Origin of the sequence: Dermacoccus sp. CCH2-D9, from assembly GCF_001556795.1 — a bacterium.
GTDB classification, from domain to species: Bacteria; Actinomycetota; Actinomycetes; order Actinomycetales; family Dermatophilaceae; genus Dermacoccus; species Dermacoccus nishinomiyaensis.
Genome location: NZ_LSJT01000133.1, coordinates 1 through 14,917, shown reverse-complemented (window position 1 = coordinate 14,917; position 14,917 = coordinate 1). Strand labels below are relative to the sequence as shown.

The 14,917-nt window shown below is 69.2% G+C and carries 15 protein-coding genes and 1 pseudogene; 9 read left to right on the top strand and 7 right to left on the bottom strand.

The genetic code is table 11. The features are described from left to right. Positions 1 to 106 precede the first annotated feature (106 nt). Together AX669_RS11080 and AX669_RS11075 are read left to right on the top strand one after the other, a co-directional pair. Positions 107 to 1,000 (top strand): SGNH/GDSL hydrolase family protein, encoded by an 894-nt coding sequence (locus AX669_RS11080; protein ID WP_186316822.1) that lies wholly within the window; start codon positions 107 to 109, stop codon positions 998 to 1,000. 154 nt (positions 1,001 to 1,154) lie between these two features. Then, positions 1,155 to 2,264 (top strand): LLM class flavin-dependent oxidoreductase, encoded by a 1,110-nt coding sequence (locus AX669_RS11075; protein WP_006945122.1) that lies wholly within the window; start codon positions 1,155 to 1,157, stop codon positions 2,262 to 2,264. Positions 2,265 to 2,402: 138 nt separating this feature from the next. Here AX669_RS11075 and AX669_RS11070 read toward each other — a convergent pair. Together AX669_RS11070 and AX669_RS13455 are read right to left on the bottom strand one after the other, a co-directional pair. Then, positions 2,403 to 2,639, bottom strand: a pseudogene (locus tag AX669_RS11070) (DUF2252 family protein); the annotation flags it as partial. A 54-nt stretch (positions 2,640 to 2,693) separates the two neighbouring features. Beyond that, entirely contained in the window at positions 2,694 to 2,831 is a 138-nt protein-coding gene (locus AX669_RS13455; protein WP_156444997.1) for a hypothetical protein, read from the bottom strand. A gap of 126 nt (positions 2,832 to 2,957) precedes the next feature. Here AX669_RS13455 and AX669_RS11065 point away from each other — a divergent pair, with 126 nt between their 5' ends. Continuing rightward, positions 2,958 to 3,434 carry a low molecular weight protein-tyrosine-phosphatase gene (locus AX669_RS11065; protein ID WP_006945043.1) on the top strand — a complete coding sequence of 159 codons (477 nt, stop codon included), beginning with the start codon at positions 2,958 to 2,960 and terminating at the stop codon, positions 3,432 to 3,434. 6 nt (positions 3,435 to 3,440) lie between these two features. On the opposite strand, the gene AX669_RS11060 is transcribed toward AX669_RS11065, so the two are convergent. After that, on the bottom strand, positions 3,441 to 3,893 hold the full coding sequence (locus AX669_RS11060) for a hypothetical protein (protein ID WP_144708302.1): 453 nt from the start codon (positions 3,891 to 3,893) through the stop codon (positions 3,441 to 3,443). 120 nt (positions 3,894 to 4,013) lie between these two features. Here AX669_RS11060 and AX669_RS13095 point away from each other — a divergent pair, with 120 nt between their 5' ends. From AX669_RS13095 to AX669_RS11040, 4 genes are all read left to right on the top strand, one after another. Further along, positions 4,014 to 4,628 carry an antitoxin gene (locus AX669_RS13095; protein ID WP_082740925.1) on the top strand — a complete coding sequence of 205 codons (615 nt, stop codon included), beginning with the start codon at positions 4,014 to 4,016 and terminating at the stop codon, positions 4,626 to 4,628. A gap of 182 nt (positions 4,629 to 4,810) precedes the next feature. Further along, positions 4,811 to 6,598 carry a DNA integrity scanning protein DisA nucleotide-binding domain protein gene (locus AX669_RS11050; protein ID WP_062258446.1) on the top strand — a complete coding sequence of 596 codons (1,788 nt, stop codon included), beginning with the start codon at positions 4,811 to 4,813 and terminating at the stop codon, positions 6,596 to 6,598. A 41-nt stretch (positions 6,599 to 6,639) separates the two neighbouring features. Continuing rightward, complete coding sequence (locus tag AX669_RS11045) at positions 6,640 to 7,017, top strand: DUF6394 family protein (protein WP_006945029.1); 378 nt, start codon at positions 6,640 to 6,642, stop codon at positions 7,015 to 7,017. A 3-nt stretch (positions 7,018 to 7,020) separates the two neighbouring features. Next, on the top strand, positions 7,021 to 8,769 hold the full coding sequence (locus AX669_RS11040; protein WP_062258438.1) for an NAD-binding protein: 1,749 nt from the start codon (positions 7,021 to 7,023) through the stop codon (positions 8,767 to 8,769). A 92-nt stretch (positions 8,770 to 8,861) separates the two neighbouring features. On the opposite strand, the gene AX669_RS11035 is transcribed toward AX669_RS11040, so the two are convergent. Then, a complete protein-coding gene (locus AX669_RS11035; protein WP_144694680.1) occupies positions 8,862 to 9,491 on the bottom strand; it encodes a GNAT family N-acetyltransferase in 630 nt (209 codons plus the stop codon). Between the two features lie 235 nt (positions 9,492 to 9,726). Between AX669_RS11035 and AX669_RS11030 the strand changes: the two genes are divergently transcribed. After that, positions 9,727 to 10,155 carry a hypothetical protein gene (locus AX669_RS11030; protein WP_062258435.1) on the top strand — a complete coding sequence of 143 codons (429 nt, stop codon included), beginning with the start codon at positions 9,727 to 9,729 and terminating at the stop codon, positions 10,153 to 10,155. A 426-nt stretch (positions 10,156 to 10,581) separates the two neighbouring features. On the opposite strand, the gene AX669_RS11025 is transcribed toward AX669_RS11030, so the two are convergent. Then, on the bottom strand, positions 10,582 to 11,376 hold the full coding sequence (locus AX669_RS11025; RefSeq protein ID WP_231729580.1) for a TIGR00730 family Rossman fold protein: 795 nt from the start codon (positions 11,374 to 11,376) through the stop codon (positions 10,582 to 10,584). Between the two features lie 94 nt (positions 11,377 to 11,470). Here AX669_RS11025 and AX669_RS11020 point away from each other — a divergent pair, with 94 nt between their 5' ends. Then, a complete protein-coding gene (locus AX669_RS11020) occupies positions 11,471 to 12,838 on the top strand; it encodes a threonine/serine exporter ThrE family protein (protein ID WP_006945152.1) in 1,368 nt (455 codons plus the stop codon). An 81-nt stretch (positions 12,839 to 12,919) separates the two neighbouring features. On the opposite strand, the gene AX669_RS11015 is transcribed toward AX669_RS11020, so the two are convergent. Together AX669_RS11015 and AX669_RS11010 are read right to left on the bottom strand one after the other, a co-directional pair. Then, positions 12,920 to 13,435 (bottom strand): DUF1697 domain-containing protein, encoded by a 516-nt coding sequence (locus AX669_RS11015; RefSeq protein ID WP_062258433.1) that lies wholly within the window; start codon positions 13,433 to 13,435, stop codon positions 12,920 to 12,922. Positions 13,436 to 13,601: 166 nt separating this feature from the next. Next, positions 13,602 to 14,917: amino acid permease (locus AX669_RS11010; protein ID WP_062258431.1), on the bottom strand; the 1,316-nt coding region annotated here is incomplete at its 5' end.

Genomic DNA, 14,917 nt, shown 5'->3' with positions numbered 1-14,917 from the left:
GTCGGGTCTGGCGAAGATTAAGTCTGAAGAGACGATGTGGATAACGGTGCGGTGAACGCCGCGCGTCATTGCGCCGAAGTGCAGGTGAATGGGTGACGATGGGGGCATGCGTGACATCTCGGCGACCAACGGGGACGCCGACCGACGACCCCCTGCGCCGCGTGACCCTGTTTCACGGGAAACCACGTCGGGCTCCGCCGCACCGGACGAGGCGGCATCGGCTGACGCGCCATCCGATACGGGCGGGTCGTCGCTGCCCGGATATTCGCTGACGGACGTGCTGTTGCACGGCCCGGTGCTCATCGCGCAGGGGCGTCAGGTGCAGCGCAACGTGCCGCGCCTACCCGGTGCGGCCGGGCGCGAGGGCGTCACGAGCACGATCTGCGAGCACCACGCCGAGCGGGACGGTCACGAGCCGCATCTCGTCGTGCTCGGCGACAGCGTGGCCGACGGTGCCGGCGTCGAACACCATCGCGACTCGATCGCGGGGCGCCTCGCGAGCCGCATGTCGGATCGGCTTGAACGGCCGGTCAGCTGGCACGTGCTCGCCCGCTCGGGCGCCGACGCCCGCGACGTCGCCCACCTCACCCAGCCCGCGAGCGCCCAGGCGCAACTCGCGCGCGCTGACGTCGTCGTCATCAGCGTCGGTGTCAACGACGTGAAGAACCTGCGCACCGAGGAGGCGTGGCGCGTCAGCCTGACGAAGCTGCTGACCCGCGTGACGGCGCTCGCCGGCGACTCCCCCGTCATCCTGCTCGGATTGCCGCCGATCGAGGCGCTGCCCGCGATGCCGCAGCAGCTCGGTAATGCCCTCGGCGGGCGCGCGCGTCGGTTCGAGGCGATCGCTGCGGCGATCGTCGCGGACTACCCCACCGCCCGCCACGTACCGCTGACGAACCCGAAATGGGCGCGCGACAAGGCCTTCGCCGACGACGGATTCCACCCCTCGCCGTGGCTGCACAAGAAGCTCGCGAAGGAGATCGACGCGCTGCTCGCGTGATCGGCGTTCGTGCGCGCACGGCGCTATCGGAGCCGGGCCGAAGCGACCACGCCCGACCAGGTGAGTCGATTCGTGCTCGTCGAGTCGGTCACGACTGACGCAGCGGGCACCATGTGACGCAGCCGGCCTGGACCCTTCGGGATGCAGCCCGGGAATGGGCGAGGCCGGGGCCCGCGTTGACGAGTGCGTGAGTGATTTCGACGCCGCCCAGAACACCGACCTGCGATCCCCTGACGAGACCTCCCACTCGGCCGGCTCCTTCGCGAAGAAGGCAGCCGACATTCCGCTGTCGATCCTCGACCTCGCGCAGGTCGGCAGCCATGAGAGCGTCGGCGACGCGATCCGCAGCAGCGTCGAGCTCGCGCAGCGGGCTGAGGCGACGGGTCGCTTCGAGCGCATCTGGTTCGCCGAGCACCACAACATGAAGCACATTGCGTCGGCGGCGACGTCCGTGCTGCTCGCGCATGTCGCGTCGCAGACGCAGACGATCCGCGTCGGTTCCGGCGGCGTCATGCTGCCGAACCACTCGCCGCTGACGATCGCCGAGCAGTTCGGCACGCTCGCCGAGCTGCACCCGGGCCGTATCGACCTCGGCCTCGGACGCGCGCCCGGCACGGATCAGCGCACCTGGCAGGCGCTTCGACGTGACCCGCACGCGAGCGACCGCTTCCCGCAGGACGTCGTCGAGCTGCAGGGGCTGCTCTCCGATACGAGCCCGCTCGCGGGCATCGAGGCGATCCCCGGCAAGGGCACGAACGTGCCGCTCTACATCCTCGGCTCGAGCATGTTCGGCGCGAAACTCGCTGCGGCACTAGGCCTTCCGTACGCGTTCGCGAGCCACTTCGCACCCGATCAGCTGCAGGCCGCCGTCTACGCCTACCGTTCGGAGTTCAAGCCGAGCGCCCAGCTCGACGCGCCGTACGTCATCGCCGCGCTCAACGTCGTCGCCGCAGACACCGACGACGAAGCGTCCGCGATGTACGAAAAGGTGCTGCGTTCGCGCGTCGAGATGATAGCGACGCGCTTCGGCGTGGCCGATCGCGACTTCACCGACGCCGAGCTCGACATGCTGCTCGACTCGCCCGCCGGCCACCAGGCCAAGCACATGCTCACCTACACCGCGATCGGCGGCCCGGAGCGCATCGCCGCGTACCTCGAACAGTTCGCCGAGCACGCCATGGCCGACGAACTGATGATGACGAACTCCGCCCGCGGCCTCGACGCCCAGAAGCGCGCACTCGAGATCGTCGGCGGGATTCGCTGACGAACCCGCCCGGCGAGATTGGTAGCGGACAACGGCTCGGGCCCGACCTTCACGAGATGGCGGGTGACTCACAGGTAGGCAGGCAACTGGCCGCTTACCTGTGAGTTACCCGCCATCCTGCATGGCGACGCCGCGACGTCACCCGTTCAGGTCGGCGTGGTCGCGCTCGACCTGGTCCGCACAGTCCTGCGCGTACGCGGCGAGGGCCTCGTCGAGATCCTCGGCACCCTTGAGGTAACCCCGAAGCGCTGACGGGTGGAGCGTGCGCGTGTGCCCGCGCGCGAGGATGACGGCGCAGACCTGGCCGAAGTCTTCGAGCATCTGCCCGGCGAGGTCGAGCGGATCGATCGAACCTTCGCGTTGCGGAACTGCCGCAACGGTGACGCGGGCAGGCGCCCCTCCTGCGTCGAAAGGACGTAGTCGACGGCATCACGCTGCTGTGGCTGCGACAGCGCTGAACGAGCGATATCGGTCGGGGCAACACGTTCGGCGGCTGCGCTCGGCGTCGAACTGCGCCTGCGGTGTGAGTTCGGCTGCGTCGGCCGAGGGGTCGAGAGCGATGACCATGCCGTCATCTTCGCGCTGCCGCGCCACGGCCATCGGGCCTGACTCGGAACGCTTGACCTGACGACTCGATGCCCGCAGGGTCGCCGCGAATGGCCGCTATCGGTGGCAGATGCCAGGATGGCGAGCATGACTTCCGTCGTCTTCGTCTGCTGGGGAAACATCTGCCGCTCACCGATGGCCGAGCGCGTCGCCGCGAAGTATTTCGCCGAGCACGGGCTCGGTGACGTCGAGCTGACGAGCGCCGCCACGTCGCGCGAGGAGATCGGCAACCCCATCGACCCGCGCGCCGTCCGTGAACTCGAGAAGGCCGGGTACGACGCGTCGAACCACGCGGCGCACCAGATCACGCGCGACGAGATCGACGCCTGTGACCTCGTCGTCGCGATGGAGGACATCCACCTCGAGCGCATGCGCGACATCTACGGTGGCGAGCTGCCCGACCACGTCGTCCTACTCACCGACTACGACCCGCAGGCGAACCCCGGCGACGGCGTGCCCGACCCCTGGTACGGCGGCCAGGACGGCTTCGTCACGACCCTCGCGACGATGGAACGCGCCATGCCCGGCCTCGCCGACGCGGTTCGCACGATCAAGCAGAGCTGACGGCGCTCAGCGCACGAGGTCGGTCTGCACGAGCGGCCCGGTGGGGGTGCTGCCCGGCGTGCCCGACGACATGCCGCCCAACGTCGCGATGACGCGGCGGGCGTACGTCGGATAACTCATCGCCTCGACGAGCAGCTCCTGCCACCCGAAGTCGGTCGAGCTCGCCGTCGCCTCGTCAAGACCACCGATGAGCAGCGCACCGGTGGCGTGACGCTTCGTGCCGACGACACGCTGCTCCATCCCGACGGTGAGCCCGCCTGGCAGGCTGCCGGCCTCGAAACCCGTCGCGACGCCACCGCTCGCGGCGCGCACCGCGAGCCACCCGTCGGCGCCCTTGGGTGACGTCGCTGCCGCTGCCGAAGAGCCTGCAGGAGTGGAGGATCCAGCGGACGGTGCGGCGTCCGAATGCGATGCCGCGCCGAGGGCACCGACGGTGGCGCTCGTCAGGGCTGCGGTCATGGCGTCGCGGCGCGAGAGACCACGCAATGGTCATGTCACGCGAGCTCTTGCGCGGGGGAACTTTCGAGGTCCACGCTGGGTTGTACGAGTCAAGAGATCCATCGACGCAGGGAGACCACGATGTCATTCATGGACAAGATCAAGGCCAAGGCCACCGAACTCGGCCTCGACGAGAAGGCCGCCCTCGCCAAGGAGAAGGCCGCCGCGGCAGCCGACGCCAACCGTGACAAGATCGCCGGCGCCGTCGACAAGGCCGGCGCCACCGTCGATTCGAAGACGGGCGGCAAGTACAGCGACAAGATCAGCAAGGCTCAGGACGCTGCGCTCAAGGGCGTCGACAAGGTTGCTGAGCAGGGCGCCGGGGCAGGCGCGGCAGCAGGTGCGGGCGCCGGCACGACGACGGGTTCGTTCGGCGAGACGGCCGTCGGCTCCGAGCGCGCCTACGACGCCGACCTCGCGGCCAGCGCACAGGACAGCGGTGAGACGGCGACGCAGCGCACCGTCGGCCAGGACGGCATGTCGGCGGCTGGTGACCAGTCGCGCGGTGAAAACCCGGTCGAGCGCGCCATCGGCGCCGACGCACCGTCGTCGTCGCTCGACCCGAACACGTCGTACCAGGGCGAGGGTCTCGAGTCGGCCGGCTCCGAGGGCGACTTCGGTGGCGAGCGCCGCGCCAACACGAACGGCGACGGCGAGACGCCGATGCGTCGCGGCGGAGACGCTCCGCAGAGCTGACGCGAGCGCGCGACGCCCGCGGTGGGCGGCACTGAGCGACATTCCCCAAGGGTGGTGGTGCCGGGTCTCATGGCAACCTGGCCCCACCGCCCCACTCGGATCTGCCCGCGCCGTGGCAACGTCCGTCTGCCGAACGAATGCCCCTTTGGGGGGCACCGCCAAGGGATGAAACCATGGCGGGCATGGACCCCCGGATCAGCCTCGCGCCGCACATGTGGGACGGCCAGCACGAGCTGCGGTGGTCGATCGAGCGCATTGCCGACGAAGCCCTCGACCGCGCGGGCGTCGAACTCGACCCGCGCGGCTACCTCATCGGCATCCCTGACGGCGACGATGCGCTGCCCGTCCTCGTCGAACCACAGCGCGACGCGTTCGACGTCACCCGCCTCGAGAATTTGCACCCGCACTTCACGTCGCTGTTCGAGGAGCGTCGCGCGCGCATGTGCCCGTCGCGCACCGACGATGAGTCGACGGCGACCTGGCACCCCGACCACTACCTCGCCGCTCTGCGCGAGGGGTGCCGCCGCGACGTGATGCGCGAGGCCCTGACGCGTGCGGCGACGTTCGACGACCGCGTCGTCCACGTCGGCATCAGCATCGTCGTCGGCGACTACCGCGTCTTCCCGGTGCTGGCGGTGCTGCGCGACCCTGCGAGTGAAGTGCCGCGCCTACGCACGACGCTCGCTGACGGCCTCGGCGTGCCCGGCAACTTTCCCGAGGCCGTCATCGACGACGTGCTGCGCGCCGCGAGCCACGAACTCGACCGCGTCCACCCCGGTTCGCTCATCGGCCTCGACGCCGGCGCGGTGCTGCGTTCGGCGGCCGACACGTTCATCAACGGGTGCGCCTCACGCGCCGGGCAGAAGTTTCCGCACGGCCTGCGCGACGCGTGCGACGCCGTCAGCGCGCAGACGTACGAGGGCCGCGCGAGCCTCGGCTCCGTCGTCCTCGCCCCCCAGGGGCACCCCGACGTCGCGTGCGAGGTGACGTTCGAGCACGACGTGCCCGTCGGCGTGCCACGCTCGTTCCGCAAGGCCCTCGAGATGACGGGCCCCGGCTTCGAGCTGCTGTGCGACGGGCGCACCGTCTACGGCATCGGGCGCATGCTCGAGGGGTACGCCCCGGCGACGGAGGAGGTCTTCGAGATCAAGGTCGTCGGCAACGGCGCGTGGGAGCTGTGGCACGCCGACACGCCGTTCCTGCGCGTCGACAACGGCGAGCCGAGCCTGCCGCGCGACGTCATCGACGTCGAGACGTTCGCGCACGCCGTCAACCGCGTCTTCCCCGACGCGCTCAGCGAGCACGTCGACGCGCTGTGGGGCATGACGCAGGCCTGCGTCCGGCAGCAGCACGGCACGATGCTCGTCGTCCACCCCGACGCGCGCCGCGAGGGGGAACGCCTGCTGCCGCAGGCCTACACGATCGAGCCCACGCACCTGGGCGCGCACGCGTTCGATGCGCTGACGAAGATCGACGGCGCTGTCCTCGTCAGCCCTGACGGCAAGTGTCACGCCGTCGGCGTCATTCTCGACGGCGCAGCCACCGGCACCGGCGACATCTCACGCGGTGCTCGCTACAACTCCGCCATCCGGTACCTCGCAGGGCGAGGCAAGGGCTCGATGGTCATCATCGTCAGCGAGGACGGGCGCGTCGACATCCTGCCGCACGTGGCGCGGCGCGTGCGGCGCGCGTCGGTCGAACGCGCCGTCGCACAGCTCGTGCGAGCCGCCGACGGCACGACCGACTACGAGAAGTTCTCGCGCCTCGACTCGCGTGCCGCAGCGCTCGAGTTCTACTTCGACGCCGAGCAGTGCGAGGCCGTCAACGAGGCCCGCGAGAGCGTCGAACAGCAGCGCTGGGCCGAGGAGCGTGTGCGCATGCAGGTCGTGCCCATCGCGCCGCACCCGGCCATGGACGACTCGTACTTCATCTCACCGGGAGCCGAAGGGCCCCCGGCCCCGCCGAACTGAGCGTGCCGGCCCGCAGCGGCGTCCCCGTTAGGCTCGGGGACATGAACCTCGAGAAAGTCGTCTTCGGCTTCTTCGTGCTGCTGTCGGCCACGATGAACTTCGGTTTCTTCATCGGCGACATGGCCGAGCCGAAACTGCACAACATCAACGAGCTGTACGTCGCGATCTTCGTCAACCTCATCGCACTCGTGCTGAAGTTCGGCGACCGCACGCAGATCGGCGCCGTGCACCTCGCGACGTCGCTCGTCGCCGTCCTGCAGCTCGTCGCGGCGGCCGCGTACTACGTCCTGGCCGGCGGCTATCACAACAGCCCCGGGACGACGGCGAGCATCGTCAGCCTCTCCGGTGGCGCGCTGCTCGCGAACATCGTCTCGGTCGTCCTGCTCGTCTCGGAGACGATCTCCTACCGTCGCCGCTGAGCCATGAACAACCTGCTCGCCTTCCTCGTCCGACGCCCGACGCGGCACACTACGCGCGTGCGGCGCGCCGTGGAGATCCCCGACGAGGCGCCGTCGACGGACGCGATCTTCATCGTCATCCGACGCATGCGCGCGCCGCTGATCTTCATCATCACGGTGTTCGCGATCTCCGTGCTCGGCCTGACGCTCGTGCCCGGCCGTGATGAGGGCGGCCACACGACGCACCTGAGCGCGTTCGAGGCGTTCTACTTCATCTCCTACACCGCCTCGACGATCGGGTTCGGCGAGATCTACCCGTTCACGACGCCGCAACGCATGTGGGTGACGGTGTGCATCTTCATGACGGTCGTCGGATGGGCGTACGCGATCGGAACGCTGCTGTCATTGCTGCAGTCGGCCAGTTTTCAGTACGCGCTCGCGATGCAGCGCTTCCGCGCGAAGGTCAAGCGCATCCGTGAGCCGTTCCTCATCGTCTGCGGGTACGGCCAGGCGGGGCGTCAGGTCTGTCGCGAACTCGACTTCCAGGGGCGCCGGTTCGTCGTCATCGACCGGCACGAAGGGCGCCTCGACCGCATCATGACCGACGAGCTGCAGAGCGAGGTGCCCGCGCTCGAGGCGAACGCGAGCCTGCCCGCGGTGCTCGGCATGGCGGGCCTCGCCAACCAGCACTGCGACGGCGTGCTCGCCCTGACCGATGACGACACCGACAACCTCGCCATCGTCATGAACGCCACGGTGCTGCGCCCCGGCATGAGCGTCATCGCGCGCTGCACCGACGCGCGCGTCGAGGAAAGCATGCGCGACTTCGCCCCGAACGCCGTCATCAACCCGAGCGACCGCTACGGCGCCTACCTCGTGCTCGCGCTGCAACGACCCGAGACGTACCGGCTCGTCACGTGGCTGATGGACCCGCGCGACCTGCCGCTGCCGCCGCGGTACGAACCGAAATCGGGCGGGACGTGGGTCGTCGCCTCCGATGACGACTTCGGCGCCGAGGTGTCGAACGACCTGCATCGCGCCGGCATGCACGTCGTCATGGCCGACCCGGAAGAAGGCCACCCCGACGTCAGTGGCGCGAGCGGTTTCATCGCCGGTACGCGCAACGACACGACGAACCTCGCCCTCGCCGAGCACGCGAAGCTCGAGCGCAAGGACCTGTTCGTCGGCGTGCGCCAGCAGTCTGACGCGCGCGCGTCGATCATCACGGCGCTCGGCATCGACTCGGTGTTCACGCCCACCGAACTCGTCGCGCAGGAGAGCCTCGCGCGCGTCATCACGCCGCTGTTCTGGAGCTTCGTCGAATACGCGGTGACGCAGCCGGAAGAGTTCGCCGAGCGCCTCCTGACGAACCTGACGAACCGCTGCGGCGACGTCGCGAAGGACCGCGCGATCATCGACCTCTCCGCGGCCGGCTCGCCCGCGCTGCATCGCTGGCTGCTGCACGCCGAACTGACGATCGGACAGCTGCTCGCCAACCCCGACGACCGCGACTCGAAGCTCCCGCTCGTGGCGCTCATGCTCATCCGCAACGGTGAGCACATCTACGCACCCGACGACACGATGACGGTGACACCCGACGACCAGGTGCTCGTCGTCGGCCACCACTGGGGCCTCGAAGCACTCGTGCAGACACAGTTCAGCGACGCCTCCGCCGAATACATCGCCACCGGCGTGCAGGTGCCCGAGACGTGGGTGTGGCGGCGTCTGAACCGGTCGAAGCGGCGCAGTCGCTCGCGTCAGCCGGTGGGGTGACGGGGTTCGGGCTGGTCGTTCGGGGCTGACAGGCTCGGGGTCGCGTCGATCTTCGCCCGAAGACGCGTCGGATGTGACGCGTTTCCGCGCAATCAGGCCGGGTGGTCGGGGGCCTCCCATTCGCGACGCAGCAGCGAGTAGAGGCAGGCGTCGACGAACGCGCCGTCGATGACGCCGTCATCGACGAAGTAGCCTTCTCGCCGGAAACGCAGCTTCTCGAGCACGCGGCCTGATGCGACGTTGCCGGCGAAGACGTCGGCCTGCACGCGGTGGACGTCAGGGAGGCTGAACGCGTGGTCGACGAGTGCACGCACCACCTCCGTGCCGATCCCCTGGCCGGCGACGGCATCGTCGAGTGCGTAGTGGATGCGCGCGACGAGATGCGGTGTCGGAGCGTCGTCCTTCGTCCAGGCGCGGGTGATCGCGAATCCGCAGTCACCGATCACGTGCCCCTCCCGTTCGACGACGAACTGGACCTCGGATCGTTCGTCGCTCGGCTTCGTCATGCGTTCGATGCGCCGCTGGAACTTCTCCCGAAGCTGCGCTGCGGCGAGGCCGCCGTGGCTGAGCCAGCGGTAGACGTTCGGGCGGGTGCGGTAGGTGACGACCGCGTCGATGTCGTCACCCGTCATGACGCGCAGGACGGTGCGCCCGGTGACGAGCGGGTGTCTCGGCGCTGCCGACGGAAGGGTGGTGCGGCGCTGTTCGCGGGGTTCGGTCACCGTCCTGTTGTACCGCGAGACGCCCGCCCGCTCTGCCCGGCCCCAGCCCGTGGGATCGGCTCTGGCGCGCCGCCCGTCGGCGGTGGCTGGCGAACGTGGACGAAAATCGCAGATGTGTACGGGGTGGGCGCCCTGGTGTGGTGGGGCAGGCGCGAAGACGCATGATGCGCGGGCCGTCGACGAGGGCTGACGCTAGGCTGACGGGCGAAACGAACCGCCACAGAAAGGCATCATCATGTCGCTTTCCGAGAAGCTGCTGCAGCCGGCCGTGCGTCCCGCCGTCGCGAAGGATCTCGCTGCCACGATCGACTCCGAGGTCTCCGGCAAGAAGGGCCTGAGCGGCGCCGCGATCAAGACGGCGTACGCGGGCGCGAAGAAGAAGGTCGACGTTGTGTCGGCGCTCAACGACAACCTCGACCAGATCGTCGCGATCTTCGACCCGTACTGGGACGCCTTCGGTGGCCAGGGCGACTTCGGCGCATACCTCAAGGGTCGCGGCGACGAGGTGAGCGCCGACATCCTCAAGATCGCCGATGCGCGCGCCAACTCGACGTCGCGCGACCAGATAGCGAAGGTCTACGGCACGTTCCGCGGCAAGGCCGCCGACATGATCAAGGGCGCACTGCCCGCCATCGGCGCGACGTTGCAGAAGCACGCCGCCTGACCGGCCCGCTCGACGCTCCCGTATCTGACGGTGCGGGGGCGTTCGCGTCTCGGGCTTCGGGCGTGCCCCGTTCGAGGTCACTGCGGTGTGGGCGGGCCTGGCACCGACGGCAGGCGGGCTCGAGACCGTAGAGCAGCAACTGTCTGACGGCGGGGATGCCCTCCCACCAACCGCCGGCGTCAACGGTCGGGATGCTTTCGTCAGGCTCATCCTCGGGTGCGCTGACGTCAAGCCACTGACGTTGCCATTCGGTGAGGTCGGCGTCATCGGTGTCATCACGACTGACGTTGTCAGCATCATCTCCGCCATCGGTGGCTCTGCCGGCAGGCGACTCGTTGCTCACTGCCGTTCTCGCCCAGGCAAACCCGCCGTCAGCAGGCGCCACCGTCGCCACGTGCGCGTCATCGACGTCGGCGGCCTCACCGCTCAAGCGCGCGAGCATATCCGGACGCGCCTCGACCCGCCGCGCAGATCCGCACCGCTGACGATGCAGCGGGCGGCGAGAGCGTCGAGGGCCTCATCGATGGTCGGGGCGACGACGGCGTCGTCGATGACGCTCTGCCGGATGAACCCGGCGTCCGCCAGACCCTGCACCGCGTCGAGCAGCGGGCGCCAGAACCCTTTTACGTCAAGGAAACCCACCGGCTTGTCGTGGTAACCGATGGTGCGCCACGTCCAGACCTCGAAGATCTCCTCGAGCGTGCCGAGGCCGCCGGGCAGCGTGAGAAAGGCGTCGGCGCGCGTGGCCATGCCGGCCTTGCGCGTGTGCATCGTGTCGACCTCGTGGAACTCCGTGAGGTCGTGCCGCCCCCATTCGCGCTCGACCATGAGCGACGGAATGAACCCGACGACCTCGCCCCCGGCGTCGAGCGCGCCCTGGCTCACCGCGCCCATGAGGCCGCCGCCGCCCGCGCCGTACACGAGCGTCAGACCCCGTTCGGCGATGACTCGCCCCGCGTCGTACGCCGCGTCCATGAGCGCCGGGTGGGCGCCCGGCGTCGACCCGCAGAACACGGCGACGCTGCGCATCGTTCCGGCACTCGCGCCCGCTGAAGTCGACGACGCCGCGGTCGGCGTCGCCGCGATGCGGCCCGATGTGGCGGCGCTCATCCTGTCGCCATGCACGGCGTCCGCGGCCGTCGCGTCGCGAGAGGCCGTCGAACCGCTGACGGGTTCGTTCGCGCGCTCGCCGTGGCCGTCTCTCGCGCCGGTTTCACTCATGCCCTCACCCTAGAGCCGGGCGGTGACAACGCACCCTGCCTGCTGGGCGAGCGTCCGAGTGGACTCCGCCCCCGCGTCCTGACACCGTGACGGCGTGCCTTCCTCCCGCCCCATCGACGACCTGTTCACGTTCACCCTGCGCGCCGGAAGCATGTTGCTGCGCAACGGATCTCCGTCGGCCAACGTCACCCAGGCCATGCTGACGATCACCCGCGTCAACGGTTTCGCGACCACGACGGCGAACGTCACGATGGGTCAGATCACGCTCAGCTACACGCCCGCGGACGACGCGACACCCGTCACGCGCGTTCAGACCGTCGGCGCGGCCGGCCTCGACGTGCACGTGCTGACGGTGCTCGAACACATCGTCGAGGATGTCGTCACCTCACGCATCGACATCCGTGAAGCGCTGCGACGTCTCGACGAGCTGGAGGCCGAACCGCCGCAGACGCGCACTCTCAAGACGCTCGGCACAGCGGCGATGGGCTTCGGGTTCGCGTGGCTGCTCGGCGGGTCGCTGGGCGTCTGCCTCATCGCGACGGTGTGCGCCGTCATCATCGACGTCGTCAGCGCCTGGCTCGCACGCGTGCAGCTGCCGTCGTACTACGGACGCGCGATCGCCGCCGGGCTCGCCGTCGCGACAGGTGCGGTGCTCGTCGCAGTGTTCCCGATCGGCTCGCCGGGCGTCATCATCACCGCCGCGCTCGTGACGCAGCTGGCCGGCAGCGCCTCCGTCAGCGCCATCCAGGACCTGTTGACGGGCTGGTACCTGACGGCCTGCGGGCGCCTCATCGAATCGACGATCCTGACGCTCGGGCTCGTCGTCGGCGCCATCGGCGCGGTGTACGGCGTGGCGCACGTCGGCGTGCATCTCGACATCGAGAAGACCGGCAACGGCAACCCCGTCGCGTGGCAGACGACGCTCGCCGCCGCGCTCATCGCCATCGGATTCGCGCTGCTCAGCCACGCACGCTGGCGCCACCTGCCGCTGTTCGCGCTGCTCGGCGCCGCGGCGCGCGCCATCTACCTGCTGCTCAGCGCCGCCGGGATCTCCAACTTCACCGCGACGAGCGTCGCCGCGATGGGGCTCGGCATCGTCAGCGTCGTCATGGCACGCCCGACGCACCTGCCGACGTCCGGCGCCCTCGACGTCGCCATCTCGCCGCTCGTGCCGGGCATGGTGCTCTACAAGGGGTTCGCTGCGCTCGCGACGCACTCGGGTAGCGCCGGCGCGTACCTGTTCGAAGCGATGGCCGTCGCCCTCGCCATCGGCACCGGCGCCGTCCTCGGGCAGTTCATCGCGAGCCGCTCCCTGTGGAGCGCCCGCAGCGTCCAGTACAAGCACGCGTCGCAGCACGGCGACGCCGACCTCGACGACACCGAGTTCGCCGCCAAGGGCCTGTCGACACCCGACTTCCGCCGTCCGTTCATCGACCACGGCGGTGAAGCGCCTCGGGGGTGACGGGCTGGTGAGGCGGAGTTACCCGCCATCCGGCCGTTGCCCGATGGTGCGTGTGCTGGTACTGGTGCTGGTGCTGGTGCGTCAGGCGAGCATCTTCTCGAGGGTGTTGAGGTTGCGCGTGGTCGTCGTCGACTTCCAGCGCGGGCGGGCGAGCACCTTTGCGACGGGGGACGTCGTCGTGGCGCCCTTGAGGGTGCGCCAGTAGAGGTCGTCACCGGCGGCCAGGACGTGTTCGTCGCTGGGGTTGGCGTCGATGGCGGCCTGGGCGTCGTCGTAGGCGGGCGCGCCCCCGAGCACGACGTAGCGGTGGTGGGCGTGGTCGGGCGTGAACGGCCACGCGTCGAGGATGTTCGCGAGCTCGTCCGCGTCACGCACGAGAACGTAGGCGTCGTAGCCGAACTCGTCGCTCAGGACACGCTCGGCGAGTGTCTTGAGGTCGTCGGCGGGGCCGTCGAATGCGAGACGGACGTTGCCCGTCGCGAGCCACGTCGTCACCTCGCGGGCACCCGCCTCCGTCAGCACTTCGCGCAAACGCGGCATGGGCACGCGCACGCCCCCGACGTTGATGCCGCGCAGGAACATGACGTAGGTGCTCACAGCTCGATCCTGCCACCCGATGGCCAGGGTGCGCGTCTGCGGCGTTCGCCGCCGAAGCCGAGGGCTCGGGGTGAAGGCGGGCGAAAATCGCACATGTGGACAGGAATCGCCGTTGTGGACGCCGTTCACCGATGGGGGCAGGAATCGCAAGGGTGGACGGGAGTGCTCAGGCGTCGTTGCGGTGAGCCTCGGTCGAGGTAGCCGTCGTGTCGTCGGCATCGTCGGGGTCGTCGTGTTCGGCGAGCCCCTGCTCGGCGGCCTCGACGATCTCTTCGTCCGAGCCACCCGTGAAGCCGTGACGGGCGAACGCCGCGACGAGCACGATCGCTGCCACCGCGAGCGAGAACCACAGGTTCTGCGATTGGCCGTCGTCGAACGCCATCATGACGAGGATGAGCAGGATGAACGCGATCGTCGCGTACGTCAGCCACGGAAACAGCCACATGCGCACCCGGACCGTCGTGCCTGCCGCGTCCATCGCGCGGCGCGAGCGCAGCTGCGTGAACGAGATGCACAGGTACACGAACAGTGCCGCGCATCCGGCCGTCGACAGCAGGTAGGCGAAGATCTTGTCGGGCAGCACGTAGTTGAGGGCGACGCAGAAGAAGCCGACGACAACGCTCGCGAGGATCGCCGCGACGGGCACGCCGCGCTTGTTCGTCCGCCCGAACGACTTCGGCGCGTCACCACGCTGGCCCAGGCTGAACGCCATGCGGCTCGCGGTGTAGAGCGCCGAGTTGAGGCAGCTCGCGACGGCCGTCAGGATCGCGAGGTCGAGGACGGTCGTCAGTCGGCCGAGCCCGATCATCTCGAGCGTGTACTGGTACGAACCCTTGGACGCGAGGTCGGGGCTCGTCCAGTCGACGAGGCACACGACGACCATGATCGAACCCAGGTAGAAGATCGAGATGCGCCAGATGACGCTGTTGACGGCCTTGCGGATGCCGCCGACGGGGTTGTTGGACTCGGCCGCGGCGATCGTCACGATCTCGGTGCCGAGGTACGTCGTCGTGGTCGTCAGCATCGCGGCGAAGATGCCGCCGACGCCGCCACCGAAGAACCCGTGGTCGGTGAGGCCGTGCACGCCGGAGACGTCGCTCGTCGGCAGGATGCCGAGGATCGCCAGTACGCCGAGCGCGATGAACCCGATGATGATGACGACCTTGATGAGCGCGAACCAGAACTCGAACTCGCCGTAGTTGCCGACGCTGACGAGGTTCGTCGCCGTCAGGATCGCCGTGATGAGGAACGCGAACACCCATTGCGGCCAGTCGATCCAGTTGTGCAGGATCGTCGCGCCGGCGGTCGCCTCGACGGGGATGATGAGCGCCCACGCCCACCAGTACAGCCAGCCGATCGAGAACCCGGCCCACTTGCCGAGCGCGCGGTCGGCGTAGACGCTGAACGAACCCGTATCCGGGTTGACGGTCGCCATCTCGCCGAGCATGCGCATGACGAGGACGACGACGAGACCGGCCGCCG